Raw genomic sequence first — 22,936 nt, 5'->3', positions numbered from 1 at the left:
CCCGCTGAGGACAAATGATGGCTGACGAAATGAATACCCAGGACGACCAGGCGCTGGCCGATGAATGGGCTGCGGCGCTCGAAGAAACGGGTGATGCCGGGCAGGACGATATTGACGCCTTGCTGGCCGCCGATGCGGCGAGTTCGTCGTCCTCCAGCCGTCTGGCAATGGAAGAGTTCGGCAGCGTGCCGAAGAACCACGAGCCAGTGACCCTCGACGGTCCTAACCTGGACGTGATTCTGGACATCCCGGTGTCGATTTCCATGGAAGTCGGCAGCACCGATATCAACATTCGTAACCTGCTGCAGCTCAACCAGGGCTCGGTGATCGAACTTGACCGCCTGGCCGGCGAACCGCTGGACGTGCTGGTCAATGGCACGCTCATCGCTCACGGCGAAGTGGTGGTGGTCAACGAGAAGTTCGGCATCCGCCTGACCGACGTGATCAGCCCAAGCGAACGCATCAAGAAGCTGCGCTGAGTGAAGGCGTTTCTTGGCGTATTGCTGGCCTTGCCGCTCAGTGCATGGGCGGCGGAACCGGTAGCGGCGGTCGCGACACCTGCGGTCGGCAGCGGCGTGGCCGGGCAGTTGACTCAGCTGGTGCTGGGGTTGCTGCTGGTGCTGGGCCTGATCTTCTTCCTCGCCTGGTTGTTGCGCCGCGTCCAGCAGGCGGGTCCTGCCGGCAAAGGGCAGGTGATCGAGCTGATCGGCTCGCGCGCCCTCGGGCCGCGTGATCGTCTGGTGCTGGTGCAAGTCGGTAACGAGCAGATTTTGCTCGGGCTGACCCCGGGCACTATCACCCCGTTGCATGTGCTCAAGGAGCCGGTGCAAGTGCCGAGCACCGAGCAGGCGACCCCCGAGTTTGCCCAGCGCCTGATGGAGTTGCTGGGTAAAGATAAGGATAAGAAGTAATGCCGTTGCGCATCCTGTTGACACTGGTCCTGATGCTGGCCGCGCCGTTGGCGTTCGCTGCCGACCCGTTGTCGATTCCGGCGATCACCCTGGGCACGAACGCCAATGGCGCTCAGGAATACTCGGTCAGCCTGCAAATCCTGCTGATCATGACCGCGCTGAGCTTCATCCCGGCGTTCGTCATGCTGATGACCAGTTTCACCCGGATCATCATCGTGTTCTCGATCCTGCGTCAGGCCCTGGGTTTGCAGCAGACGCCGTCGAACCAGATCCTTACCGGCATGGCGCTGTTTCTGACCATGTTCATCATGGCGCCAGTCTTTGATCGGGTGAATCAGGATGCTTTGCAGCCGTATCTGGCCGAAAAACTTACGGCTCAGGATGCAGTGGCCAAGGCACAAGTACCGATCAAGGACTTCATGCTGGCGCAGACCCGTAGCAGCGATCTTGAGTTGTTCATGCGCCTGTCCAAGCGCACCGACATCGCGACGCCGGATCAGGCGCCGCTGACCATTCTGGTACCGGCCTTCGTGACCTCGGAGCTGAAAACCGCGTTCCAGATCGGCTTCATGATCTTCATTCCGTTCCTGATCATCGACCTGGTCGTTGCCAGTGTGCTGATGGCCATGGGCATGATGATGCTCTCGCCGCTGATCATTTCGCTGCCGTTCAAGATCATGCTGTTTGTGCTGGTGGATGGCTGGGCGTTGATCATCGGTACGCTGGCGAGCAGTTTCGGCGGTGTTTAGGCATAAGTGGGCGGGTAGGGCGATATGACTCCTGAAGTTGCGGTAGACCTGTTCCGTGAAGCGCTCTGGCTGACCACCGTGATGGTCGCCATATTGGTCGTTCCGAGTTTGCTGGTGGGGCTGCTGGTGGCGATGTTTCAGGCGGCCACGCAGATCAACGAACAGACCCTGAGCTTCCTGCCGCGTTTGCTGGTGATGCTGATCACGCTGATCGTTGCCGGCCCGTGGCTGATACAAACCTTCATGGAATACATCTTGCGCTTGTACACCAGCATTCCGCAGTTGATCGGCTAAACCATGTCATTGCTGGCGCTGACCGACGCGCAAATCAGTACCTGGGTGGCCAGCTTCATGCTGCCGCTATTTCGGGTTGGCGCGGTACTGACGACCATGCCGGTCTTCGGCACGACCCTGGTGCCCAAGCGTATCCGACTGTATTTCGCAGTGGCGATAACGGTGGTCATCGCGCCGGGCCTGCCGCCGATGCCGCAGGTCAATCCGCTGGACTTGAGCGGTCTGCTGCTGATTGCCGAGCAAATCCTGATTGGCGCGCTGCTGGGGTTCTCCTTGCAGTTGTTCTTTCAGGCGTTCGTGGTGGCCGGGCAGATTGTTTCGATTCAGATGGGCATGGGCTTTGCGTCCATGGTCGACCCCACCAACGGCGTGTCGGCGGCTGTCATCGGGCAGTTCTTGACGATGCTGGTGACGTTGCTGTTTCTGGGGATGAATGGCCATCTGGTGGTGTTTGAAGTCCTCACGGAAAGCTTCACCACCCTGCCGGTGGGCAGTGGCATGCTGGTCAATCATTTTTGGGAAATGGCCGGCAAGATGGGCTGGGTACTGGGGGCGGCGATGCTGCTGGTATTGCCGGCAATCACCGCGCTACTGGTGGTCAACATTGCCTTCGGGGTCATGACCCGCGCGGCGCCGCAACTGAATATCTTCTCTATCGGTTTTCCGCTGACCCTGGTGTTGGGCCTGGTGATTTTCTGGGTCAGCCTGGGGGATATCCTCAACCAGTATCAACCGCTGGCCACCGAGGCCTTGCAGTTGTTGCGTGATATGGCACAGGCGCGCTGAGTCATGGCTGAAAGCGAGAGCGGTCAGGACAAGACAGAAGACCCCACGGACAAGCGCAAGAAGGACTCCCGTGAAAAGGGCGAGATCGCGCGCTCCAAAGAGCTCAATACCCTGGCGGTGATGCTGGCCGGTGCGGGTGGATTGCTGATCTACGGCGGCGGTCTGGCGCTGGACCTGCTTGAAATCATGCGCCTGAACTTCTCCCTGCCGCGTGAAGTGGTGCTGACCCCGGACGCCATGGGCCTGTATTTGCTGAAGTCGGGCAAGATCGCGATTATCGCGGTGCAACCGGTGCTGCTCACCTTGCTGCTGGCAGCGATCATTGGTCCGATTTCCCTGGGCGGCTGGTTGTTCGCCGGCAGTAGCCTGGCGCCCAAGTTCAGTCGAATGAACCCGGCCAACGGCCTCAAGCGGATGTTTTCGTCCACGGCGCTGATCGAGCTGCTCAAGGCCCTGGCAAAGTTCCTGCTGGTGCTGTTCGTCGCGCTGAGCGTGCTGCGCTCGGACATCGACGATTTGTTGCGAATCGCCCATGAGCCGCTGGAGCAGGCGATTATCCACAGTGTGCAGCTGGTGGGTTGGAGCACCTTATGGATGGCGTGCGGGTTGATTCTGATCGCGGCGGTCGATGTGCCGGTTCAGCTTTACCAGAGTCACAAGAAGCTGCTGATGACCAAGCAGGAAGTGCGCGACGAGCACAAGGATCAGGAAGGTCGCCCCGAGGTCAAGCAGCGGATTCGCCAGTTGCAGCGCGAGATGTCCCAGCGGCGGATGATGGCGGCCATTCCTGAGGCTGATGTGGTCATTACCAACCCGACCCACTACGCGGTGGCGCTCAAGTACGATCCGGAGAAGGGTGGGGCGCCGATGCTGGTCGCCAAGGGCAGCGACTTCCTGGCGCTGAAGATCCGCGAAATTGCGGTGGCTAATGAAGTCTTGCTGCTTGAGTCGCCGGCCCTGGCGCGTTCGATCTATTACTCCACCGAGCTCGATCAGGAAATTCCTGGTGGGCTTTATCTGGCGGTTGCTCAGGTGCTGGCTTACGTTTATCAGATCCGCCAGTACCGTGCCGGCAAGGGTAAGCGTCCGGATCCGCTCAAGGATGATTTGCCGATTCCACCGGATCTGCGCCGCGATTCCTGACCGGCTTATCTCTTGACGGTGTACTCCGATAAAAACTATGGGAGCTGGCTTGCCTGCGAAGGCGGCCTGACAGCCGGCCTATCTCTTGCAGATGTACCCCAATCAAAATTGTGGGAGCGAGCTTGCTCGCGAAGGCCGCACCGCGGTGTATCAGGAAAACCGCTAATAGCCGTTTGAGCTGATGACCAAACACCTGAAAGCCCCGCCTTCAAGAGAAGCGCGGGGCTTTTTATTCAATCGCGATTATTACCTGGCGCCCCCAGCACTTTCACCACGTCATCGATGACGGCTTTGCTCATCTCCTGCAAGTAGTGGGAGGCCCAGGCATAGCGGTCGGTTTTGCGCTCCATCGCTGCATCTTCGGCCAGCATCCTGGAGAGGTGGAGCAGATCGGAGACATGGGACAAGGCAGTGAGCAGAGGGACGCCACTGTTGACTCGGAACAAGGCTTGATCGTTGTGGATGGAGAAGGGGGTGAGGCCGGCGGTTTTCAGGTCTTGAGTGGAGGTGACTTTGTGCATTGTGTAGCTCCTCGAGTACAGGCTGGAGCTGTCCCATTCGTTTCCAGGCGAAGGGTGGCAGCTGTGAGCGGGCTGGAAAACCGAGGAGGAGACCAAACTCGGCAGACCCGAAGGTCTCCCGCACACAGCCGCCATAACAGAGAACTGCTGGAGAAAAAGCGCTCGGCAGTATGTCATGTGGCACATCGTTAAGTCTTACTCAAACGGGTTTCCAGGCCCGGTCGCTGATTTGGCAGCGACCACCGAAGACTAGTGATGCGATTTCCGAGGGGCAACCTTGAAAACCTGTCGGACGTTTCCCGCTGTTTTTCAGATTTGTGGTCGCATTCTTAGGGCGGGCGTTGAATGTTCCGGCCCCATCGCGAGCAGGCTCGCTCCCACAGTGGATGTATGTCGAACGCTGATTTCGCGGTTTGCTACGATCATTGTGGGAGCGAGCCTGCTCGCGATGAGGTCCGGCCAGACACCACAAATCTTCCTGCAAACCCCCTCTATTTCCTAACTCCGCAAAAGTTGGAAGGCTTCTTGCAATAGCCGGCTTGCGCCCGCTTCAGGCGTCAAAAGTTTGCTTCAAGGAACGGGGAATACCGGTGGATCGCTCTCAGTTAATCAACAGTGCCCGCAGCAACCTGGCAGACCTCAGTCGAGGCAATCTGGGTGTGCCGCTGTTGCTGTTGGTCATGCTGGCCATGATGATGTTGCCGGTCCCGCCGTTCCTGCTCGACGTGTTCTTCACCTTCAACATCGCGCTGTCGATCGTCGTGCTGCTGGTCTGTGTCTATGCCTTGCGGCCGCTGGATTTTGCGGTGTTTCCGACCATTCTGCTGGTCGCCACGTTGCTGCGACTGGCGTTGAACGTGGCCTCGACCCGGGTGGTGATGCTCCACGGTCAGGACGGCCATGCCGCCGCCGGCAAGGTGATCCAGGCCTTCGGTGAGGTGGTGATCGGCGGTAACTACGTGGTCGGTATCGTGGTCTTCGCGATTTTGATGATCATCAACTTCGTCGTGGTGACCAAAGGTGCCGGGCGGATTTCCGAGGTCAGTGCGCGTTTTACCCTCGATGCGATGCCGGGCAAGCAGATGGCCATCGACGCCGACTTGAACGCCGGCCTGATCGACCAGCCCGCAGCCAAGCTACGCCGTATGGAAGTGGCCCAGGAGGCCGAGTTCTACGGTTCGATGGACGGTGCCAGCAAGTTCGTGCGCGGTGACGCCATCGCCGGTCTGCTGATTCTGTTCATCAACCTGATTGGCGGCATGGCGGTCGGGATCTTCCAGCACGGCATGAGCTTCGGCGATGCCGGCAAGGTCTACGCGTTGTTGACCATCGGTGACGGTTTGGTGGCGCAATTGCCATCACTGCTGTTGTCTACTGCGGCGGCGATCATGGTGACTCGTGCTTCCGGTTCGGAAGACATGGGCAAGCAGATCAATCGGCAGATGTTCGCCTCGCCCAAGGCGTTGGCGGTGGCGGCCGGTTTGATGGCGGTCATGGGCCTGGTGCCAGGCATGCCGCACTTCTCCTTTCTCAGCATGGCGGCCGTGGCGGCGGGCGCCGCGTATCTGTTCTGGAAAAAACAGAACATCGTCAAGGTTCAGGCTCTGGAAGAGGTCAAGCGCCAGCAGGAGCTGCTGCCGTCGCCGGCGCGGGCCATGGAAACCAAAGAGCTGGGCTGGGATGACGTGACCCCGATCGACATGATCGGCCTGGAGGTCGGTTACCGGCTGATTCCGCTGGTGGATCGCAACCAGGGTGGTCAGTTGCTGGCGCGGATCAAGGGCGTGCGCAAGAAGCTTTCCCAGGATCTGGGCTTTCTGATGCCGACCGTGCACATTCGCGACAACCTCGACCTGGCGCCGAGTGCCTACCGCCTGACCCTGATGGGGGTGATCCTCGCCGAGGCGGAGATTTATCCGGATCGTGAACTGGCGATCAACCCCGGGCAGGTCTACGGCACGCTCAATGGCATCACCGCCAAAGATCCGGCCTTTGGCCTGGAGGCGGTCTGGATCGAAATCAGTCAGCGCCCGCAGGCGCAGTCCCTGGGGTACACCGTGGTCGATGCCAGTACGGTGGTGGCGACTCACCTCAACCAGATTCTGTACAAGCACTCCAGCGAGCTGATCGGCCACGAAGAAGTTCAGCAGCTCATGCAATTGCTGGCCAAAAGCTCGCCAAAACTGGCCGAGGAGCTGGTGCCGGGCGTCGTTTCGCTGTCGCAGTTGCTCAAAGTGCTGCAAGCCTTGTTGGCCGAGCAGGTGCCGGTTCGCGACATTCGCAGCATTGCCGAAGCCATCGCGAACAATGCCGCCAAGAGTCAAGATACTGCCGCTCTGGTGGCCGCCGTGCGGGTTGGCGTATCGCGCGCTATCGTCCAAAGCATTGTAGGCACTGAGTCCGAGCTGCCTGTGATCACCTTGGAGCCAAGGTTGGAACAAATATTGCTCAATAGTCTTCAGAAGGCAGGACAAGGCTCGGAAGAGGGCGTTCTGCTGGAGCCAAGCATGGCAGAGAAGCTGCAACGTTCGTTGATCGACGCCGCGCAGCGTCAGGAAATGCAAGGTCAACCGGTGATTCTGCTGGTAGCAGGTCCGGTACGCGCGATGCTCTCGCGGTTCGGACGTCTGGCAGTGCCGGGGTTGCATGTGTTGGCGTATCAGGAAATCCCTGACAACAAGCAAGTGACCATCGTTGCGACAGTAGGGCCCAACGGCTGAGGTAGTGGTTTATGCAAGTTAAGCGTTTTTTCGCCGCCGATATGCGTCAGGCCATGAAGCTGGTTCGTGATGAGCTGGGCGCTGATGCGGCCATTATCGGTAATCGCCGGATCGCCGGTGGTGTCGAGCTGACGGCTGCCCTGGATTACAAACTGTCGGCGCTGGCCCCGCGTGTGCCGAACATTGAACTCGAAGACGAGTTGCGCAAGACCCAGTCACGTATCGTCACGGCTCAGGCTGAATTGAGCCTGCGTGGCGACGGTGAAGGTGACGCGAGCGCCAGCACCAATCGCCAGTTGTTTGCCGGCCTGCCGCTGACCGCTGCGGAACCTTTGATCGAGCCGACCTTTGCTGAGCGGCCGCGTCCTGCTCCAGCGCCTGTGCATTCTGCCGGGGTCGATCCGCGGACTTTCGACTCGATGCGTTTTGAACTCAATGGCCTGCGTGAGCTGCTCGAAGTACAGTTGGGTTCGCTGGCCTGGAACCAGCTGCAAGGCAGTCGCCCGCAGCAAGCCAACCTGTGGCGTCGCCTGCAACGCATCGGCCTGTCCGGTCCGTTGTCGCGCGATCTGCTGGAACTGATTACTGACATTGAAGAACCCCGCCAGGCCTGGCGCATGCTGTTGGCGCACCTGGCGCGGATGATCGTGACTCCCGAGATCGAACCACTGGAAGAGGGTGGCGTGATCGCCATGGTCGGCCCTGCCGGCATGGGCAAAACCACCACGCTGGCCAAGCTGGCCGCACGTTACGTGCTCAAGTACGGCGCGCAGAACATCGCGCTGGTGAGCATGGACAGCTTCCGTATTGGTGCCCAGGAACAGCTCAAGACCCTGGGGCGTATCCTCAATGTCTCGGTGACTCATGTCGACCCGGGCCAGTCCCTGGCGCAAGCACTTGATCCACTGTTGCGCAAGCGTGTGGTGTTGATCGATACGGCAGGTCTGCAGGCCAGTGATCCGGCGTTGCGCATGCAGCTGGAAAGCCTGGCCGGTCGCGGGATCAAGTCGAAGAATTATCTGGTGCTGGCCACTACCAGCCAGAAACAGGTGCTGACTGCCGCTTATCACAGTTACAAGCGGTGCGGGCTGGCAGGCTGCATTCTGACTAAACTGGATGAAACAGCGAGTCTGGGCGAGGTGTTGAGCCTGGCAATCAGCCACGAATTACCTGTCGCTTATCTGACCGACGGGCCACGGATCCCGGATGATCTACATTTACCGCGCCGGCATCAGTTGGTCAGTCGCGCCGTAAGCGTGCAGATGCAGGAAGAACCCAGCGAAGAAGCCATGGCTGATATGTTCGCTGACCTCTACCACAGCCCGGCCAAGCGTGTCGGCTGAGGTAATAATGAATAGATTTGTATCTACATCGATGGCCTGCCATGCATTGTTCACACGTGAGCGCGCAGCCAGTCATGTAGTCCGCGTCTAAGCAAGACAAGGTAAAGAACGAACATGGGCAGCATGCATCCCGTACAGGTGATCGCAGTGACCGGCGGCAAAGGTGGCGTCGGGAAGACTAATGTGTCAGTGAACTTGTCCCTGGCTCTTGCTGAGCTCGGCCGGCGCGTCATGCTGCTGGATGCCGACCTGGGGCTGGCGAACGTCGACGTCCTGCTGGGGCTCACGCCCAAGCGTACGCTGGCCGACGTCATCGAAGGCCGCTGTGAACTGCGCGATGTATTACTTCAGGGGCCGGGCGGAATTCGCATTGTTCCAGCAGCGTCCGGTACCCAGAGCATGGTTCATCTGAGCCCGGCCCAGCATGCTGGCCTGATTCAGGCATTCAGCGACATTGGCGATAACCTCGACGTCTTGGTGATCGACACGGCGGCGGGCATTGGTGAGTCGGTCGTCAGCTTTGTTCGCGCCGCCCAGGAAGTATTGCTGGTGGTGTGCGACGAGCCGACCTCGATCACTGACGCCTACGCGCTGATCAAGCTGCTCAACCGCGATTACGGCATGAACCGCTTCCGCGTGCTGGCCAACATGGCGCAAAGCCCGCAGGAAGGGCGAAATCTGTTCGCCAAGTTGACCAAGGTCACGGATCGCTTCCTCGACGTCGCCTTACAATACGTCGGTGCGGTGCCTTACGACGAATGTGTGCGCAAGGCGGTGCAGAAGCAGCGCGCCGTGTATGAAGCGTTTCCTCGCTCCAAATGTGCACTGGCGTTCAAGGCCATCGCGCAGAAAGTCGATACCTGGCCGTTGCCTGCCAACCCGCGTGGGCACCTGGAGTTTTTCGTCGAGCGTCTGGTGCAGCAAACTGCGGGTCCGGTTCTATGACAGCCAGCGGTTACAACCTGTACAAGAAGTCGGCGCGTGACGCGCAGTACGAACTGATCGAGCGTTACGCGCCACTGGTAAAACGTATTGCCTATCACCTGTTGGCGCGCTTGCCGGCCAGCGTTCAGGTCGAGGACCTGATCCAGGCAGGCATGATCGGTTTGCTTGAAGTGTCGACCAAGTACGACGCGAGCAAAGGTGCGAGTTTCGAGACGTACGCGGGGATCCGCATCCGTGGTGCGATGCTCGATGAAGTCCGCAAGGGGGACTGGGCACCACGCTCGGTCCACCGCAATACCCGGATGGTGAGTGACGCGATTCGCTCAATTGAAGCTAAAACCGGACGTGACGCTAAAGATCACGAGGTTGCGGCCGAACTCCAATTGAGTCTCGACGATTATTACGGGATTTTGAATGACACCTTGGGCAGTCGCCTGTTCAGCTTCGACGATCTTTTGCAGGACGGCGAGCACGAAGGGCTGCACGAGGATGGCGCGAGTGCTCATCTCGAACCGTCGCGCGACCTGGAAGATGAACGCTTCCAGGCTGCACTGGCGGACGCGATTGCCAATTTGCCGGAGCGTGAGCGACTGGTGTTGGCGCTGTACTACGACGAAGAGCTGAATCTCAAGGAAATCGGTGAGGTCCTTGGGGTCAGTGAATCCCGGGTCAGCCAGTTACACAGCCAGTGCGCAGCCCGTTTGCGGGGGCGTTTGGGGGAGTGGCGAGCGCGCTGACAGCAGTGTGGGGACACTGCGAACGAAACAGGCAGGGCGTAACGCTGTGCCGGTCTTCATCCGTTGTGCTCCAGACAGTCGTCGAGTGCTCTGCCTGATTGATTGAATGGCGTGTTCAGGTGCTGAACGCGTTTAAGACTGCTTGGAGGTCGAATTGGACAAGAACATGAAAATCCTCATCGTTGATGACTTCTCAACGATGCGGCGGATCATCAAGAACCTGTTGCGTGACCTTGGGTTCACCAACACGGTCGAGGCGGACGACGGTACTACCGCCATTCCCGTTCTCAACAGCGGGAGCATCGACTTTCTGGTAACGGACTGGAACATGCCTGGCATGACCGGTATCGACTTGCTGCGCCATGTGCGCGCCGATGAAAAGCTCAAGCACCTGCCGGTGCTGATGGTCACTGCCGAAGCCAAGCGCGAGCAGATCATCGAAGCCGCTCAAGCCGGTGTAAACGGCTATGTGGTCAAACCCTTCACGGCCCAGGCGTTGAAAGAGAAGATCGAAAAAATATTCGAACGCATCGGTTGATGTGCTGAGCCACTGCGCCACGGGGGGAGCTATGGAGCAAAGAGAATCTTCACAGGGCGATTTCGAGTCGACCCTGAAAAAACACGCTCACGAACTGGTCGAAAGCCTTGAAAAGGGCAGGTTCGGTGACGCTGTGCAACTGATCCATGAGCTCAATCAGACCCGTGACCGCGGCCTGTACCAGGAGGTGGGCAAGCTCACTCGCGAGCTGCATAGCGCGATCGTCAATTTTCAGATTGACCCGCACATGCCGCAAGCCGAGGAAGTCTCACAGATCACGGATGCCACTGAGCGCCTGTCCTATGTGGTCAAGCTGACCGAAGCAGCCGCGAACCGGACCATGGATCTGGTCGAGAACAGTACTCCGCTGGTCAATGGCCTGAGCACTGACGCCCAGGCCTTGAGCGCCGACTGGGGGCGTTTCATGCGCCGCGAAGTCGGTGCCGAAGAGTTCCGCGAACTGGCCCGGCGTGTCGACGGTTTCCTGACGCGTAGCGTCGAGGAGAGCCAGGTCGTCTCGGGCAACCTCAACGATATTCTGCTGGCTCAGGATTACCAGGACCTGACCGGTCAGGTGATCAAGCGCGTGACTCAACTGGTCACCGAAGTCGAAAGCAACCTGCTCAAGCTCGTGCTCATGGCCAGTCAGGTAGACCGCTTTGCGGGCATCGAACATGACCATGAAGCGATGCTGGCTGAAAAAGATCCGCAAAAACATCTCTCTCAGGGTGAAGGTCCGCAGATTCATGCCGATAAAAGAGAAGACGTTGTGTCCGGTCAGGACGATGTGGACGATTTGTTATCCAGCCTAGGATTTTAGAGTTTTAGCATTTTAGGTTTTTTAGGTTTTTAGACCTCAGGAGCACCCCCTTAATGAGCTTCGGCGCCGATGAAGAGATCCTTCAGGATTTCCTGGTTGAGGCCGGCGAGATTCTAGAGCAACTGTCCGAACAGCTGGTCGAGCTGGAAAGCCGACCCGATGATGCGGATTTGCTCAATGCAATTTTTCGCGGTTTTCACACTGTAAAAGGGGGCGCCGGCTTCCTCCAGCTCAATGAGCTGGTGGAGTGCTGTCACATCGCCGAGAACGTGTTCGACATCCTGCGCAAGGGTGAGCGTCGCGTCGACTCGGAACTGATGGACGTGGTTCTCGAAGCGCTGGATGCCGTGAACAGCATGTTCAGCGAAGTCCGCGAACGTGCACCGATCACTGCGGCTACACCGGAACTGCTGGCGGCGCTGGCCCGTCTGGCCGAGCCGCAAACAGCCGACGAAGCACAACCGGTTGCTGAGGTTGTCCAGGCACCTGCCGCTGAAAGCGAATCGGGCGACATCACCGACAATGAATTCGAACTGCTGCTGGACTCGCTGAACGCGGTCAAGGCTGAGGCCGAAGCATCCGTTGCCTCGGCACCTGAAGCGGCTGCCGGCAGCGATGAAATCACCGATGCCGAGTTCGAGTCATTGCTCGACCAATTGCACGGCAAAGGCCAGTTCGCCCCTGATGCGGTGGCGGCAGTACCTGCCGCACCGGCTGCCCCGAAAGCGGCAGGCGACAGCTCCGATATTACCGACGACGAATTCGAAGCACTGCTCGATCAGTTGCACGGCAAAGGCAACTTCGCCGTTGATGCTCTGGAATCGGCGATTGCTGCTGTTCCAGCGCCTGCGGCACCTGTGGCTGCGGCCGCTGGCAGCGATCTGATCTCCGATCACGAGTTCGAATCGCTGCTCGATGAATTGCATGGCAAAGGCAAGTTCACGGAGGTCGGCACGGCTGCGGCTTCGGTGGCGGCACCCGTTGCCAAGGCTGCAGCGCCAGCACCTGTGGCTAAAGCGCCCGAGCCAAAAGCCGAAGCGCCTAAACCTGCTGCCGCTGCTGCACCGGCCCCAGCTCGCGCACCGGCCTCACCGCCCCCGGAAAAACCGGCCAGTGAAGCCGAGACCACCGTACGTGTGGATACCGCACGTCTCGACGAAATCATGAACATGGTCGGCGAGCTGGTACTGGTGCGTAACCGCTTGGTCCGTCTGGGCCTCAACAGCGGCGACGAAGCCATGTCCAAGGCCGTGTCGAACCTCGACGTGGTCACGGCCGACTTGCAGACCGCGGTGATGAAGACCCGGATGCAGCCGATCAAGAAAGTCTTCGGACGCTTCCCACGACTGGTTCGCGACCTCGCGCGCCAGTTGAAGAAAGAGATCAACCTGGAGCTGGTCGGTGAAGAAACCGACCTCGACAAGAACCTCGTCGAGGCCCTGGCCGACCCGCTGGTCCACTTGGTGCGCAACTCGGTCGACCACGGTATCGAAGAACCGACCGATCGTGAGGCGATGGGCAAGCCTCGCAGCGGCAAAGTGATTCTGTCCGCAGAACAGGAAGGCGATCACATCCTGCTGTCCATCTCTGATGACGGCAAGGGCATGGACGCTGATGTCTTGCGCGGTATCGCCGTGAAGAAAGGCTTGATGGACAAGGATGCGGCGGACCGTCTCAGCGAGTCCGACTGCTTCAACCTGATCTTCGCGCCGGGTTTCTCGACCAAAACCGAGATCTCCGACGTGTCCGGTCGTGGCGTGGGCATGGACGTGGTGAAAACCAAGATCGCCCAGCTCAACGGCACCATCAATATCTACTCGACCAAGGGCAAGGGCTCGAAGATCGTCATCAAGGTCCCGTTGACCCTGGCGATCATGCCGACGCTGATGGTCATGCTCGGCAACCAGGCCTTTGCTTTCCCACTGGTCAACGTCAACGAGATTTTCCATCTCGACCTGTCGCGCACCAACGTGGTCGACGGTCAGGAAGTGGTGATCGTACGGGACAAGGCGCTGCCATTGTTCTACCTCAAACGCTGGCTGGTCAGCTCCGCCGCTCACGAAGAGCAGCGTGAAGGCCATGTGGTGATCCTTTCGGTGGGCACTCAGCGGATCGGCTTCGTCGTCGATCAGCTGGTGGGCCAGGAAGAAGTGGTCATCAAGCCATTGGGCAAAATGCTCCAGGGAACCCCGGGCATGTCCGGCGCCACCATTACCGGTGACGGCCGCATCGCCTTGATTCTCGATGTTCCGAGCATGCTCAAGCGTTACGCCGCACGGCGTATTTGATTCTGGCGGAGCGGGGCGACTGAGCCTCGCTCCGTCTAACGGAGTGTTTATGGCAGTCAAAGTCCTGGTGGTGGATGATTCTGGTTTTTTCCGCCGCCGCGTCTCGGAAATTCTTTCAGCGGATCCGAGTATCCAGGTCGTCGGTACGGCGACCAACGGTAAAGAGGCGATCGATCAGGCCCTGGCCCTCAAGCCAGACGTGATCACCATGGACTACGAGATGCCGATGATGGATGGCATCACAGCGGTGCGGCACATCATGCAGCGCTGTCCTACCCCGGTTTTGATGTTCTCCTCGCTGACGCACGAAGGCGCTCGGGTCACTCTCGATGCGCTGGACGCTGGCGCGGTGGATTTCCTGCCGAAGAATTTCGAAGACATCTCGCGCAATCCCGAGAAGGTCAAGCAACTGCTGTGCGAAAAGGTTCACAGCATTTCGCGCAGTAACCGTCGTTTCAGCGCCTACAGCGCCCCGGCACCAGCGGCCGCGCCAGCCCCGGCACCGGCTCCGTCGAGTTTCGGCAGCAGTGCGCCGGCGCCTGTGCGTCCGGCTCCGACGCCAATTCCTGCGCGTGCACCGGTTGCCAGCGCATCGTCGCCGGCACCGAAACGCAAAGCCTACAAACTGGTTGCCATTGGTACGTCAACCGGTGGCCCGGTTGCCTTGCAGCGGGTGCTGACGCAGCTGCCGGCCAACTTCCCGGCGCCGATCGTGCTGATCCAGCACATGCCGGCGGCCTTCACCAAGGCTTTCGCCGAGCGTTTGGACAAGCTCTGCCGGATCAGCGTCAAGGAAGCCGAGGATGGCGACATCCTGCGTCCGGGCCTGGCCTTGCTGGCACCGGGTGGCAAGCAAATGATGATCGACGGCCGTGGCGCGGTGAAAATCCTCCCGGGCGACGAGCGTCTGAACTACAAACCGTGCGTGGACATCACCTTCGGTTCGGCGGCCAAGTCCTACGGCGACAAAGTTCTGGCGGTGGTCCTGACCGGCATGGGCGCCGACGGTCGCGAAGGCGCGCGACTGCTCAAGCAGGGCGGCAGTGCGGTCTGGGCCCAGGATGAAGCCAGTTGCGTGATCTACGGCATGCCGATGGCGATCGTCAAAGCCGATCTGGCTGACGCGATCTACGGCCTCGACGATATCGGCAAGCACCTGGCCGAGGCGTGCATCTGATGGATGTCTTAAGCCTCATCGGGATCATCATGGCGTTCATCGCCATTATTGGTGGCAACTACCTGGAAGGCGGGCATCTCGGTGCCTTGGCCAATGGCCCGGCGGCACTGATCGTGCTCGGTGGGACCATTGGCGCTGCGTTGTTACAGTCGCCGATGAGTGCCTTCAAGCGCGCCATGCAGATTCTTCGCTGGATCCTCTTTCCGCCTCGCGTCGACCTGGCCGGCGGCATCGACCGTGTGGTCAACTGGAGCCTCACCGCGCGCAAGGAAGGTTTGCTCGGGCTCGAAGGGGTAGCGGACAGCGAACCGGACAGCTACTCCCGTAAAGGCTTGCAACTGCTGGTCGACGGCGCTGAGCCCGAGTCGATTCGCAGCATCCTCGAAGTGGATTTCTACACCCAGGAAAGCCGTGACATCGAAGCCGCCAAAGTCTTTGAAAGCATGGGCGGCTATGCGCCGACCATCGGTATCATCGGTGCGGTCATGGGCCTGATTCATGTCATGGGCAACCTGGGTGATCCGTCGCAACTGGGCAGCGGCATTGCCGTGGCCTTCGTCGCGACCATCTACGGTGTGGCCAGTGCCAACCTGGTGTTGTTGCCGATTGCCAGCAAGCTCAAGTCCATCGCGTTGCGGCAGTCGCGTTATCGTGAAATGTTGCTGGAAGGTATTCTGTCGATCGCCGAAGGTGAAAACCCTCGCTCCATCGAGTTGAAGCTTCAGGGCTTCATGGACTAAGGGAATAACCTCATGGCACGCCGCCGTCAGCACGATGAACACGTCAACCACGAGCGCTGGCTGGTGTCTTACGCGGACTTCATCACACTGCTGTTCGCCTTTTTCGTGGTGATGTACTCCATCTCTTCGATCAACGAAGGCAAGTACAAGGAAATTTCCGAAGCGCTGGTCGGGGTCTTTACCAACTCTGACCACGCCCTCAAGCCGATCCCTATCGGTGACGAACGCCCGAAGACGGTCACCCCGGCCAAACCGCTGGTCAAGGACAGCGAGCAGATCGATGCCGGCATCGCCCAGGCCAGCAAGGATCCGCTCAAGAGCATTGCCGATGACATCAGTGCGGCGTTTGGCGATTTGATCAGCTCCAATCAGATGACCGTGCGCGGTAACGAGTTGTGGGTCGAGATCGAACTCAATTCGAGCCTGCTGTTCGGCAGCGGCGATGCCATGCCCAGCGATATCGCGTTCAACATCATCGACAAGGTCGCGGCCATTCTGAAGCCGTTCGACAACCCGATTCACGTTGAAGGCTTCACCGACGATCAACCGATCCGTACGGCGCAGTACCCGACCAACTGGGAGCTGTCCTCGGCCCGCTCGGCGAGCATCGTGCGCATGCTTGCCATGCAAGGTGTCAACCCCGGGCGTCTGGCCTCGGTGGGTTACGGCGAATTCCAGCCAGTGGCCAATAACGCGACCGCCGAAGGGCGTGCGCGTAACCGGCGAGTGGTGTTGGTGGTGTCGCGCAATCTCGATGTACGCCGCAGCCTGACCGGTACCGGAACGGCTAATGCAAAACCGGACGCCGCATTGAAGCGTGCTGGCACACAAACTGCACCGACGACTGTCAAGTCGCCGGGACGCGCGAGTGCCGTCAATTCTCCGTCACCCGGCTTATAACGTTGAGCTATTTCTCGGTTGTATTGACTCGACCGGGAGGAACTATCTGAATGAGAGTCTGGGCAGTTGCCAATCAAAAGGGTGGTGTCGGTAAAACCACTTCCTCCATCGCTTTAGCCGGTTTGCTGGCCGAGGCGGGCAAGCGCGTGGTTGTGGTCGATCTCGACCCGCACGGCTCCATGACCAGCTACTTCGGTTAYGACCCCGACAGCCTGGAACACAGCAGCTACGACCTGTTTCTGCACAAGGGCAGCGTGCCGCAAGGCTTGCCCGGGCAACTGTTGTTGCCGACCAGTGACGAACGTATTTCCCTGCTGCCGTCGAGCACCGCGCTCGCCACCCTCGAGCGCCAGTCGCCGGGGCAGAGTGGCCTGGGCCTGGTGATCGCCAAGAGCCTGGCGCAATTGTGGCAGGACTTCGATTACGCGTTGATCGACAGCCCTCCGTTGCTTGGTGTGCTGATGGTCAATGCCTTGGCGGCCAGCCAGCAGCTGGTGATCCCGGTGCAGACCGAGCACCTGGCGGTGAAGGGGCTGGAGCGCATGGTCAACACCTTGGCGATGATCAACCGTTCGCGCAAACAGGCGCTGCCGTTCAGCATCGTGCCGACCCTGTTCGACCGTCGCACCCAGGCTTCGCTGGGAACCTTGCGGGTGCTGCGCGACATGTACCCGGAAGAAATCTGGCAAGGCTACATCCCGGTCGATACCCGACTGCGTGATGCCAGCCGTGCCGGCCTGACTCCTTCGCAGTTCGACGGCAAAAGCCGTGGAGTGCTGGCTTATCGTGCGTTGCTCAAACACTTGCTGGCCCAACAACTTGTTCCGCAGGTGGCTTGAGGTGAATCTTTTCTCTGCCGGGGTGGGGTGCCAATGAACCGGCCAGTAAAAATTACCAGCCGACCGCAACTGGCGTTGCAGTCCTATCTGGATGCGTTGTTGCAGGACGCGACCGAGGAGTGGCCGGCAGAAGTCGAGGTATTACCCGAGGTTGTAGAAGTCGTCGAGGTCGTCGAAGCCATTGAGGTGCAAGGCGTACTGGACGAGTTTCAGGCGGCGGTGCTCGAAGAACAGGCTCGCGATGCACAAAAGCCAGCGGTTGCACCTTCCGTTATAGCGCCGGTTGCCGAGGCGCCCGTTGTCGTGCCGGTACTGGAAGCGCCGGCACCGATTCTGGCGCCGGTTTCAACGGTTGCTCCCTTGCTCAAGGCGCTGGTCGAGCCGGTGGTTGAAGTCCATCTGCCGCCGAGCAACACGCCACCGCCGGTGGTTGGCGATGACCGGCCAAGCTGGGCTGCCGAACCGTTTGAATGCCTGTTGTTCGACGTCGCCGGTTTGACCCTGGCCGTGCCGCTGGTGTGCCTCGGTTCGATTTACTCGTTGGCCGGTCATGAGCTGACGCCGTTGTTCGGCCAGCCGGAATGGTTCCTCGGGATTCTGCCAAGCCAGGCCGGCAACCTGAAGGTGCTGGATACCGCGCGCTGGGTCATGCCCGATCGTTATCGCGATGACTTCCGCCAGGGCCTGCAGTACGTGATCTCGGTTCAGGGCTACGAGTGGGGGCTGGCGGTGCATCAGGTCAGCCGCTCGTTGCGCCTGGACCCGAATGAAATCAAATGGCGCAGCCATCGGGGCCAACGGCCATGGCTGGCCGGCACGGTGATCGAGCACATGTGTGCGTTGCTGGATGTCTCGGAGCTGGCGGAGTTGATCGCCAGCGGTGGTGCCAAGCACATGGGCGGCGGTAAGCCGGCCCACAAACCTACATAACAAGCAGCTGGCCGCATACACGGTGCGGCCGGGCAGAACACACACCGCCACAGGCGGTTTTTCGAGGGGTCAGGGTATGAATGATAAGGCGTCGTCTGCAAAGGGTTCCGAAGATCCGATCCTGCAATGGGTAACCTTCAAGCTGGACAATGAAACCTACGGCATCAATGTGATGCGCGTTCAGGAAGTCCTGCGCTACACCGAAATCGCTCCGGTTCCGGGTGCGCCAAGCTACGTGCTGGGCATCATCAACCTGCGCGGCAACGTGGTGACCGTGATCGACACTCGCCAGCGCTTCGGCCTGGGCACTGTCGAAGTCAGCGACAACACCCGTATCGTGATCATCGAAGCCGATAAGCAAGTGGTCGGGATCATGGTCGACAGCGTGGCTGAAGTGGTTTACCTGCGTCAGTCCGAGATCGAAACCGCGCCTAACGTCGGTAACGAAGAATCGGCCAAGTTCATCCAGGGCGTGTGCAACAAGAACAACGAGTTGCTGATCCTGGTCGAGCTGGACAAGATGATGAGTGAAGAAGAGTGGTCGGAACTGGAGAGTATCTGATTGATTCTCGAGGTTGCTGTCATTGTACTGGGGCTCCTGTGGGTAGGGACCCTGGCGATGTTCCTGGCTTACACGCGCAAGCAGCGAGAGCTGGAAGCGCTGCAAGCCCAGGGCAATGCGTTGCGTGATCAGCGCATCAAGGACCTGGCCAAGCGCGTCGACGACTACCAGAACGGTAACGTGCGCATGGGTGAAGACCTGCATGAACTGCGTGCGGTGGTCGGCCCCTTGCCGGACAAGCTGGCCCAGCTTGAGCAGCGCGACCCGTCGAGCCTGTCATTCGCCCAGGCCGCCCGCCTGGTGGGGATGGGCGCCAGCGTCGACGAATTGACCCAGTCCTGCGGCCTGACCCAGGCAGAGGCCGAGTTGATGAGCAAGTTGCACAAGAACTGATTTTGCGATTGGGCTGAGATTGCCATCGCGAGCAGGCTCGCTCCTACAATGAATTGGCGGCGTTCACACGTTTTGTGTCCACCACCGATCCCTTGTGGGAGCGAGCCTGCTCGCGATGAGGCCCTCGAAACATCAGTAATCCTCCCCGCGTTCTGTCACATCCCTTTCCACCATCGCAGCTTCAGAACCAAACCCTTGCGGAAACTTGCCCTTGAGTTTCCAGGCAAACGCAATGATCTCGGCAATCGTGCGGTAGAGCTCTTCAGGAATGCTATCCCCCAACTCCATCCTCGCCAGCAACTTCACCAGCTCGGCATTTTCATAAATCGGCACTTCATAATCGCGGGCGATCTTCAGAATCGCTTCAGCCAGTTCGTCATCACCTTTGGCGGTGAGCGTCGGGGCGTGGCTGCCGTCGTATTTGAGGGCGATGGCCTGGCGCGGTGGCGTGGGGTTGTTCATGCGGTTTCGTCGACCCAGCGTTGTTCGAGGCGGGTTTGATTGCCTTGGGGCGGTGTGCCGAGGTGGCAATTCAGGTCGCCAACATTCAGGCCTGATGCCAGCAGCTGCGCGCGCAAGCCCTCCAGGTTGCTTTCGATCAGGCTGGCGGTATAAGGCCGTTCGGCCCAGAGCTGGCTGGAGAGTTTTCCCTGGGCCAGCTGTGCCTGGATTTGCAGTGGCCCAAGCGGTTCCATGTCGAACGCCAGCTCGACTCGCCAGAGCCGTTGCTTCGGCTCGCGCTCGACAGGTTTCTCGTGTTGTTCCTTTTCCGGTGTGTCCTCGCGTTGAAACTTCACCTGCAACGGCACGATGTCTTGCAGGTTGCGCAGGGGGATTTCCAACTGCCAGGTGGTTTGCAGCTTGCCATCCTCGGTCATGCCGGTCTGTTCCAGGCTCGACAGTTGATGGCTTTGCAGGCGCGATACGGCCGCTGCAGCCAGGCGCAGTAAATGCTCCAGATCACCTTCACCCTCCAGGCTTTGTAGCAACCGCGAGGGCAGGGGGAAGCCGCTCGGCTGCGGTTTGGCGCTGACCTGCCCGAGGGTGCCGAGGGCGCTGCGGACAAAGCTTGGCAGTGCCTGCGCCAGGGTGTTGGCGGCGATGACTGCGTTGAAACTGGTATTGGCCGGCAGGTCGGGGGCCAATTGTGCGATCAATCGCAGCAAATTGCCTTTCAGGTCCGGTGTCAGGGCCGGGTTCTGTCCGGTGAGCAGTTTGCTTTCCAGAAACAGCCCGCTGTTGACCAGCGCCTGCGCCAAACCTTTGGGGGTGCTCAGTTGCTGAATGTCTGGCAGGTCGGCGAGCAGTTTGTCGACGGCGGCGCGCAGGTCGTCGGAGGTGGTGTCGGAGTCTGGCAGGTTTTGCAGGGCATCGATCAGCCCGCTCAATGAGCCTTGGCGACTTTGCTGGGCCAGCAGTTGCTGACTCACCGCCAGTTGCTCCTGACGACTGGCCAGTGGCACGAAACTCAGGCTTTGCGCGCCCTGGACCAAGGCACTGAGCAGGCTGCCGATGCGCAATGGCTGCGGGCTGTCGATGCTCAGGGTGCTGCCACTGAGCGCGGTATTGAGCACACTCACCAGCGAGCGATAGACCGCCGGTTGCCCCGGTGTTTGCGGCATCAACTGGGTGGTCAGGACTTTACCTTGCAGTAACGTGCCAACCGGCAATTGCGCCGTATCAAGGCGGGTGAGGGTGGCGACATTTGCGGCGATGGCCTGTTGCACGGTAATCGCCAGGCTGCCGGCTGAAGGCTGGCTGACCGTCAGGTTGGTGCCCAGAGGCAACGGCTGGTTGCTGGTGACTTGCACGGTGGTTTGACGGCCACCGTCCAGAGTGACCTTGAGCAGCAGCTGGAAAGTCTGGTCGTTCTGTTTGAGCGACAGCACTTCAGCGCTTGCGCTTTGGCCCGCGGCGATCAAACCTTCCACCGGGGTCTGCAGCTTGAGCAACTCACCACCGACCACCAGCGGGCGCGAGGTGGCCGGCGTCGTAGCGGGCAGTGGAAGGATGTTCATCTCGCCGGTCATCAGGTCACACCCTGTCGAAATTGCCCTCTTGAGAGTAGGACATGACATGTATAATGCCGCCCGTCTTCGGGAGGCGTGTCAAAAACATCGCAAATGTTTGACGCAGCTCTCTAGAACAGGCCGTCAATGCATCTATGCTGCATCACTTTAACGGCCGCTCCATTGCCGACTTGAACCGTAAAGGCCCGCGATCTCTTGACCAGCCCTCTACTAGAAGCCGTAGCGCTCGCCTGTGAGCGAGACTGGCGGATGCTTTTCGAAAACCTCGAGTTGCGTCTGGGTCGCGGTGACATGTTGCAGATCAGCGGCCCCAACGGTAGCGGCAAGACCAGCCTTTTGCGCCTGCTCGCCGGACTGATGCAGCCGACCAGCGGCCAGGTGTTGCTCAACGGCCAGCCTTTGAACACGCAGCGTCCGGAGCTGGCCCATAACCTGTTGTGGATCGGCCATGCCGCCGGAATCAAGGACTTGCTGACCCCTGAAGAGAACCTCAGCTGGCTGTGCGCGTTGCATCAGCCGGCGACGCATGAGGCGATCTGGCAGGCGCTGGCAGCGGTAGGACTGCGCGGTTTCGAAGATGTTCCTTGTCACACCCTGTCCGCTGGTCAACAACGCCGCGTGGCTCTGGCCCGCTTGTATCTGGACAGCCCGGCGCTATGGATTCTCGACGAACCATTCACCGCGCTGGATAAACAAGGCGTCACCCAGTTGGAAGAACACCTGGCCGCACACTGCGAGCGAGGCGGCATGGTGGTTCTGACCACTCACCACACATTGACCCGGATGCCGGCCGGTTACCGCGACATCGATTTGGGGCAGTGGGCCGTATGAGTGTTTTTGCACTGTTGGTCGCCCGTGAGGCGCGTTTGTTGTGTCGGCGTCCTGCCGAGCTTGCCAACCCTCTCGTATTCTTCGCCATTGTTGTCTCAATGTTTCCATTGGCGGTCGGACCTGAGACACAATTGTTGCAAACCTTGTCACCGGGACTGGTCTGGGTCGCGGCCCTTTTATCGGTTTTGCTCTCGCTGGACGGGCTTTTCCGCAGTGATTTCGAGGACGGATCCCTTGAGCAGTGGGTCCTTTCGTCGCACCCCCTGCCTCTTCTGGTTTTGGCAAAGGTGCTGGCACACTGGGCGTTTTCCGGCTTGGCACTGGTGTTGCTTGCCCCGTTATTGGCGTTGATGCTCGGTTTACCTGCCGCCTGTCTGCCGGTTTTGCTCTTGTCGCTGTTGCTCGGTACACCGGTATTGAGCTTGCTCGGTGCGGTGGGCGCGGCGCTGACGGTCGGATTGAAGCGCGGCGGCTTGCTGCTGGCGTTATTGATTCTGCCGCTGTACATCCCGGTGTTGATTCTCGGCAGTGGCGCTTTGCAGGCTGCCTTGCAGGGCATGCCGGCAACCGGTTATTTGCTGTGGCTTGGTAGCCTGACCGCCCTGGCGATAACCCTGACACCCTTTGCAATAGCCGCTGGCCTGAAGATCAGCGTCGGCGAATAATGAGGTCTGGTTAAATTTTAGCCAGTAAAGACCCTGGTTCTTCGTGATGGCGAAGAACAACCGTGATGGAAACA

The 22,936-nt window shown here is 59.8% G+C and carries 25 protein-coding genes; 22 read left to right on the top strand and 3 right to left on the bottom strand.

What is annotated here, in order from left to right:
* Positions 1-17: 17 nt before the first annotated feature.
* From fliN to flhB, 6 genes are read left to right on the top strand one after another with little or no spacing between them, the layout of a single operon-like run.
* Entirely contained in the window at positions 18-479 is a 462-nt protein-coding gene (gene fliN / locus AC1DIH_RS03705) for a flagellar motor switch protein FliN (RefSeq protein WP_054598271.1), read from the top strand.
* Positions 480-911, top strand: coding sequence for a flagellar biosynthetic protein FliO (fliO, locus tag AC1DIH_RS03700; RefSeq protein WP_103315621.1), 432 nt, complete (start codon positions 480-482; stop codon positions 909-911).
* On the top strand, positions 911-1,660 hold the full coding sequence (gene fliP, locus AC1DIH_RS03695; protein WP_071551272.1) for a flagellar type III secretion system pore protein FliP: 750 nt from the start codon (positions 911-913) through the stop codon (positions 1,658-1,660). The genes fliO and fliP overlap by 1 nt, the downstream gene beginning before the upstream one ends.
* A 24-nt stretch (positions 1,661-1,684) precedes the next feature.
* On the top strand, positions 1,685-1,954 hold the full coding sequence (gene fliQ, locus AC1DIH_RS03690) for a flagellar biosynthesis protein FliQ (RefSeq protein ID WP_477770625.1): 270 nt from the start codon (positions 1,685-1,687) through the stop codon (positions 1,952-1,954).
* A gap of 3 nt (positions 1,955-1,957) precedes the next feature.
* Positions 1,958-2,740 (top strand): flagellar biosynthetic protein FliR, encoded by a 783-nt coding sequence (fliR, locus tag AC1DIH_RS03685; RefSeq protein ID WP_477770624.1) that lies wholly within the window; start codon positions 1,958-1,960, stop codon positions 2,738-2,740.
* A 3-nt stretch (positions 2,741-2,743) separates the two neighbouring features.
* A complete protein-coding gene (gene flhB / locus AC1DIH_RS03680) occupies positions 2,744-3,883 on the top strand; it encodes a flagellar biosynthesis protein FlhB (protein ID WP_477770623.1) in 1,140 nt (379 codons plus the stop codon).
* A 233-nt stretch (positions 3,884-4,116) separates the two neighbouring features.
* Here flhB and AC1DIH_RS03675 read toward each other — a convergent pair whose 3' ends face one another.
* Positions 4,117-4,404: a DUF3077 domain-containing protein gene (locus AC1DIH_RS03675; protein ID WP_477770622.1), complete on the bottom strand. Its 288-nt coding sequence runs from the start codon at positions 4,402-4,404 to the stop codon at positions 4,117-4,119.
* A gap of 590 nt (positions 4,405-4,994) precedes the next feature.
* Between AC1DIH_RS03675 and flhA the strand changes: the two genes are divergently transcribed.
* The 14 genes from flhA to AC1DIH_RS03605 all read left to right on the top strand — a co-directional run bounded on the left by flhA (position 4,995) and on the right by AC1DIH_RS03605 (position 19,336).
* A complete protein-coding gene (flhA, locus tag AC1DIH_RS03670) occupies positions 4,995-7,124 on the top strand; it encodes a flagellar biosynthesis protein FlhA (protein WP_427539037.1) in 2,130 nt (709 codons plus the stop codon).
* 11 nt (positions 7,125-7,135) lie between these two features.
* Positions 7,136-8,467 (top strand): flagellar biosynthesis protein FlhF, encoded by a 1,332-nt coding sequence (gene flhF / locus AC1DIH_RS03665; RefSeq protein ID WP_477770621.1) that lies wholly within the window; start codon positions 7,136-7,138, stop codon positions 8,465-8,467.
* 114 nt (positions 8,468-8,581) lie between these two features.
* Entirely contained in the window at positions 8,582-9,412 is an 831-nt protein-coding gene (gene fleN, locus AC1DIH_RS03660; protein WP_019692370.1) for a flagellar synthesis regulator FleN, read from the top strand.
* The gene (fliA, locus tag AC1DIH_RS03655; RefSeq protein ID WP_007894214.1) at positions 9,409-10,149 is read left to right on the top strand and encodes an RNA polymerase sigma factor FliA; all 741 of its coding nucleotides are present in this window, start codon (positions 9,409-9,411) and stop codon (positions 10,147-10,149) included. The genes fleN and fliA overlap by 4 nt, the downstream gene beginning before the upstream one ends.
* A gap of 166 nt (positions 10,150-10,315) precedes the next feature.
* Complete coding sequence (locus AC1DIH_RS03650; protein ID WP_003183998.1) at positions 10,316-10,687, top strand: chemotaxis response regulator CheY; 372 nt, start codon at positions 10,316-10,318, stop codon at positions 10,685-10,687.
* A 31-nt stretch (positions 10,688-10,718) separates the two neighbouring features.
* The gene (locus tag AC1DIH_RS03645; RefSeq protein ID WP_477768447.1) at positions 10,719-11,507 is read left to right on the top strand and encodes a protein phosphatase CheZ; all 789 of its coding nucleotides are present in this window, start codon (positions 10,719-10,721) and stop codon (positions 11,505-11,507) included.
* A gap of 53 nt (positions 11,508-11,560) precedes the next feature.
* Positions 11,561-13,795: a chemotaxis protein CheA gene (locus AC1DIH_RS03640; RefSeq protein WP_477770620.1), complete on the top strand. Its 2,235-nt coding sequence runs from the start codon at positions 11,561-11,563 to the stop codon at positions 13,793-13,795.
* 49 nt (positions 13,796-13,844) lie between these two features.
* Positions 13,845-14,972, top strand: a complete 1,128-nt coding sequence (locus AC1DIH_RS03635; RefSeq protein ID WP_054596303.1) for a protein-glutamate methylesterase/protein-glutamine glutaminase — start codon at positions 13,845-13,847, stop codon at positions 14,970-14,972.
* Positions 14,972-15,712 (top strand): flagellar motor protein, encoded by a 741-nt coding sequence (locus AC1DIH_RS03630; RefSeq protein ID WP_054596304.1) that lies wholly within the window; start codon positions 14,972-14,974, stop codon positions 15,710-15,712. Before AC1DIH_RS03635 ends, AC1DIH_RS03630 begins: the two co-directional genes overlap by 1 nt.
* Positions 15,713-15,724: 12 nt before the next feature.
* Positions 15,725-16,612: a flagellar motor protein MotD gene (gene motD, locus AC1DIH_RS03625; RefSeq protein WP_477770619.1), complete on the top strand. Its 888-nt coding sequence runs from the start codon at positions 15,725-15,727 to the stop codon at positions 16,610-16,612.
* Positions 16,613-16,662: 50 nt separating this feature from the next.
* On the top strand, positions 16,663-17,451 hold the full coding sequence (locus tag AC1DIH_RS03620) for a ParA family protein (protein ID WP_054596306.1): 789 nt from the start codon (positions 16,663-16,665) through the stop codon (positions 17,449-17,451).
* A gap of 33 nt (positions 17,452-17,484) precedes the next feature.
* Positions 17,485-18,381 (top strand): CheW domain-containing protein, encoded by an 897-nt coding sequence (locus AC1DIH_RS03615; protein WP_477770618.1) that lies wholly within the window; start codon positions 17,485-17,487, stop codon positions 18,379-18,381.
* Positions 18,382-18,457: 76 nt separating this feature from the next.
* Positions 18,458-18,943, top strand: coding sequence for a chemotaxis protein CheW (locus AC1DIH_RS03610; RefSeq protein ID WP_019692361.1), 486 nt, complete (start codon positions 18,458-18,460; stop codon positions 18,941-18,943).
* Entirely contained in the window at positions 18,944-19,336 is a 393-nt protein-coding gene (locus AC1DIH_RS03605; protein WP_477770617.1) for a DUF2802 domain-containing protein, read from the top strand.
* Positions 19,337-19,468: 132 nt separating this feature from the next.
* Here AC1DIH_RS03605 and AC1DIH_RS03600 read toward each other — a convergent pair whose 3' ends face one another.
* Both AC1DIH_RS03600 and fliK read right to left on the bottom strand, forming a co-directional pair.
* Entirely contained in the window at positions 19,469-19,798 is a 330-nt protein-coding gene (locus tag AC1DIH_RS03600; RefSeq protein WP_477770616.1) for an EscU/YscU/HrcU family type III secretion system export apparatus switch protein, read from the bottom strand.
* Positions 19,795-21,366 (bottom strand): flagellar hook-length control protein FliK, encoded by a 1,572-nt coding sequence (gene fliK / locus AC1DIH_RS03595; RefSeq protein ID WP_477770615.1) that lies wholly within the window; start codon positions 21,364-21,366, stop codon positions 19,795-19,797. The genes AC1DIH_RS03600 and fliK overlap by 4 nt, the downstream gene beginning before the upstream one ends.
* A gap of 249 nt (positions 21,367-21,615) precedes the next feature.
* Between fliK and ccmA the strand changes: the two genes are divergently transcribed.
* Entirely contained in the window at positions 21,616-22,197 is a 582-nt protein-coding gene (gene ccmA / locus AC1DIH_RS03590) for a cytochrome c biogenesis heme-transporting ATPase CcmA (RefSeq protein WP_477770614.1), read from the top strand.
* Positions 22,194-22,862: a heme exporter protein CcmB gene (gene ccmB / locus AC1DIH_RS03585; protein WP_054596311.1), complete on the top strand. Its 669-nt coding sequence runs from the start codon at positions 22,194-22,196 to the stop codon at positions 22,860-22,862. Before ccmA ends, ccmB begins: the two co-directional genes overlap by 4 nt.
* Positions 22,863-22,936 lie beyond the last annotated feature (74 nt).

It is taken from the genome of Pseudomonas sp. 05N36, assembly GCF_056397385.1.
Note: the sequence above shows the minus strand (reverse complement) of the source record. Positions and strands in the feature narration are given on the sequence as shown.

Excerpts from the sequence above, each read along its gene's own strand:
- fliN (WP_054598271.1), top strand. The coding sequence starts at position 18 with ATGGCTGACGAAATGAATACCCAGGACGACCAGGCGCTGGCCGATGAA.
- fliP (WP_071551272.1), top strand. The coding sequence starts at position 911 with ATGCCGTTGCGCATCCTGTTGACACTGGTCCTGATGCTGGCCGCGCCG.
- fliQ (WP_477770625.1), top strand. The coding sequence starts at position 1,685 with ATGACTCCTGAAGTTGCGGTAGACCTGTTCCGTGAAGCGCTCTGGCTG.
- fliR (WP_477770624.1), top strand. The coding sequence starts at position 1,958 with ATGTCATTGCTGGCGCTGACCGACGCGCAAATCAGTACCTGGGTGGCC.
- flhB (WP_477770623.1), top strand. The coding sequence starts at position 2,744 with ATGGCTGAAAGCGAGAGCGGTCAGGACAAGACAGAAGACCCCACGGAC.
- AC1DIH_RS03675 (WP_477770622.1), bottom strand. The coding sequence starts at position 4,404 with ATGCACAAAGTCACCTCCACTCAAGACCTGAAAACCGCCGGCCTCACC.
- flhF (WP_477770621.1), top strand. The coding sequence starts at position 7,136 with ATGCAAGTTAAGCGTTTTTTCGCCGCCGATATGCGTCAGGCCATGAAG.
- fleN (WP_019692370.1), top strand. The coding sequence starts at position 8,582 with ATGGGCAGCATGCATCCCGTACAGGTGATCGCAGTGACCGGCGGCAAA.
- fliA (WP_007894214.1), top strand. The coding sequence starts at position 9,409 with ATGACAGCCAGCGGTTACAACCTGTACAAGAAGTCGGCGCGTGACGCG.
- AC1DIH_RS03650 (WP_003183998.1), top strand. The coding sequence starts at position 10,316 with ATGAAAATCCTCATCGTTGATGACTTCTCAACGATGCGGCGGATCATC.
- AC1DIH_RS03645 (WP_477768447.1), top strand. The coding sequence starts at position 10,719 with ATGGAGCAAAGAGAATCTTCACAGGGCGATTTCGAGTCGACCCTGAAA.
- AC1DIH_RS03640 (WP_477770620.1), top strand. The coding sequence starts at position 11,561 with ATGAGCTTCGGCGCCGATGAAGAGATCCTTCAGGATTTCCTGGTTGAG.
- AC1DIH_RS03635 (WP_054596303.1), top strand. The coding sequence starts at position 13,845 with ATGGCAGTCAAAGTCCTGGTGGTGGATGATTCTGGTTTTTTCCGCCGC.
- AC1DIH_RS03630 (WP_054596304.1), top strand. The coding sequence starts at position 14,972 with ATGGATGTCTTAAGCCTCATCGGGATCATCATGGCGTTCATCGCCATT.
- motD (WP_477770619.1), top strand. The coding sequence starts at position 15,725 with ATGGCACGCCGCCGTCAGCACGATGAACACGTCAACCACGAGCGCTGG.
- AC1DIH_RS03615 (WP_477770618.1), top strand. The coding sequence starts at position 17,485 with ATGAACCGGCCAGTAAAAATTACCAGCCGACCGCAACTGGCGTTGCAG.
- AC1DIH_RS03610 (WP_019692361.1), top strand. The coding sequence starts at position 18,458 with ATGAATGATAAGGCGTCGTCTGCAAAGGGTTCCGAAGATCCGATCCTG.
- AC1DIH_RS03600 (WP_477770616.1), bottom strand. The coding sequence starts at position 19,798 with ATGAACAACCCCACGCCACCGCGCCAGGCCATCGCCCTCAAATACGAC.
- fliK (WP_477770615.1), bottom strand. The coding sequence starts at position 21,366 with ATGACCGGCGAGATGAACATCCTTCCACTGCCCGCTACGACGCCGGCC.
- ccmA (WP_477770614.1), top strand. The coding sequence starts at position 21,616 with ATGCTTTTCGAAAACCTCGAGTTGCGTCTGGGTCGCGGTGACATGTTG.
- ccmB (WP_054596311.1), top strand. The coding sequence starts at position 22,194 with ATGAGTGTTTTTGCACTGTTGGTCGCCCGTGAGGCGCGTTTGTTGTGT.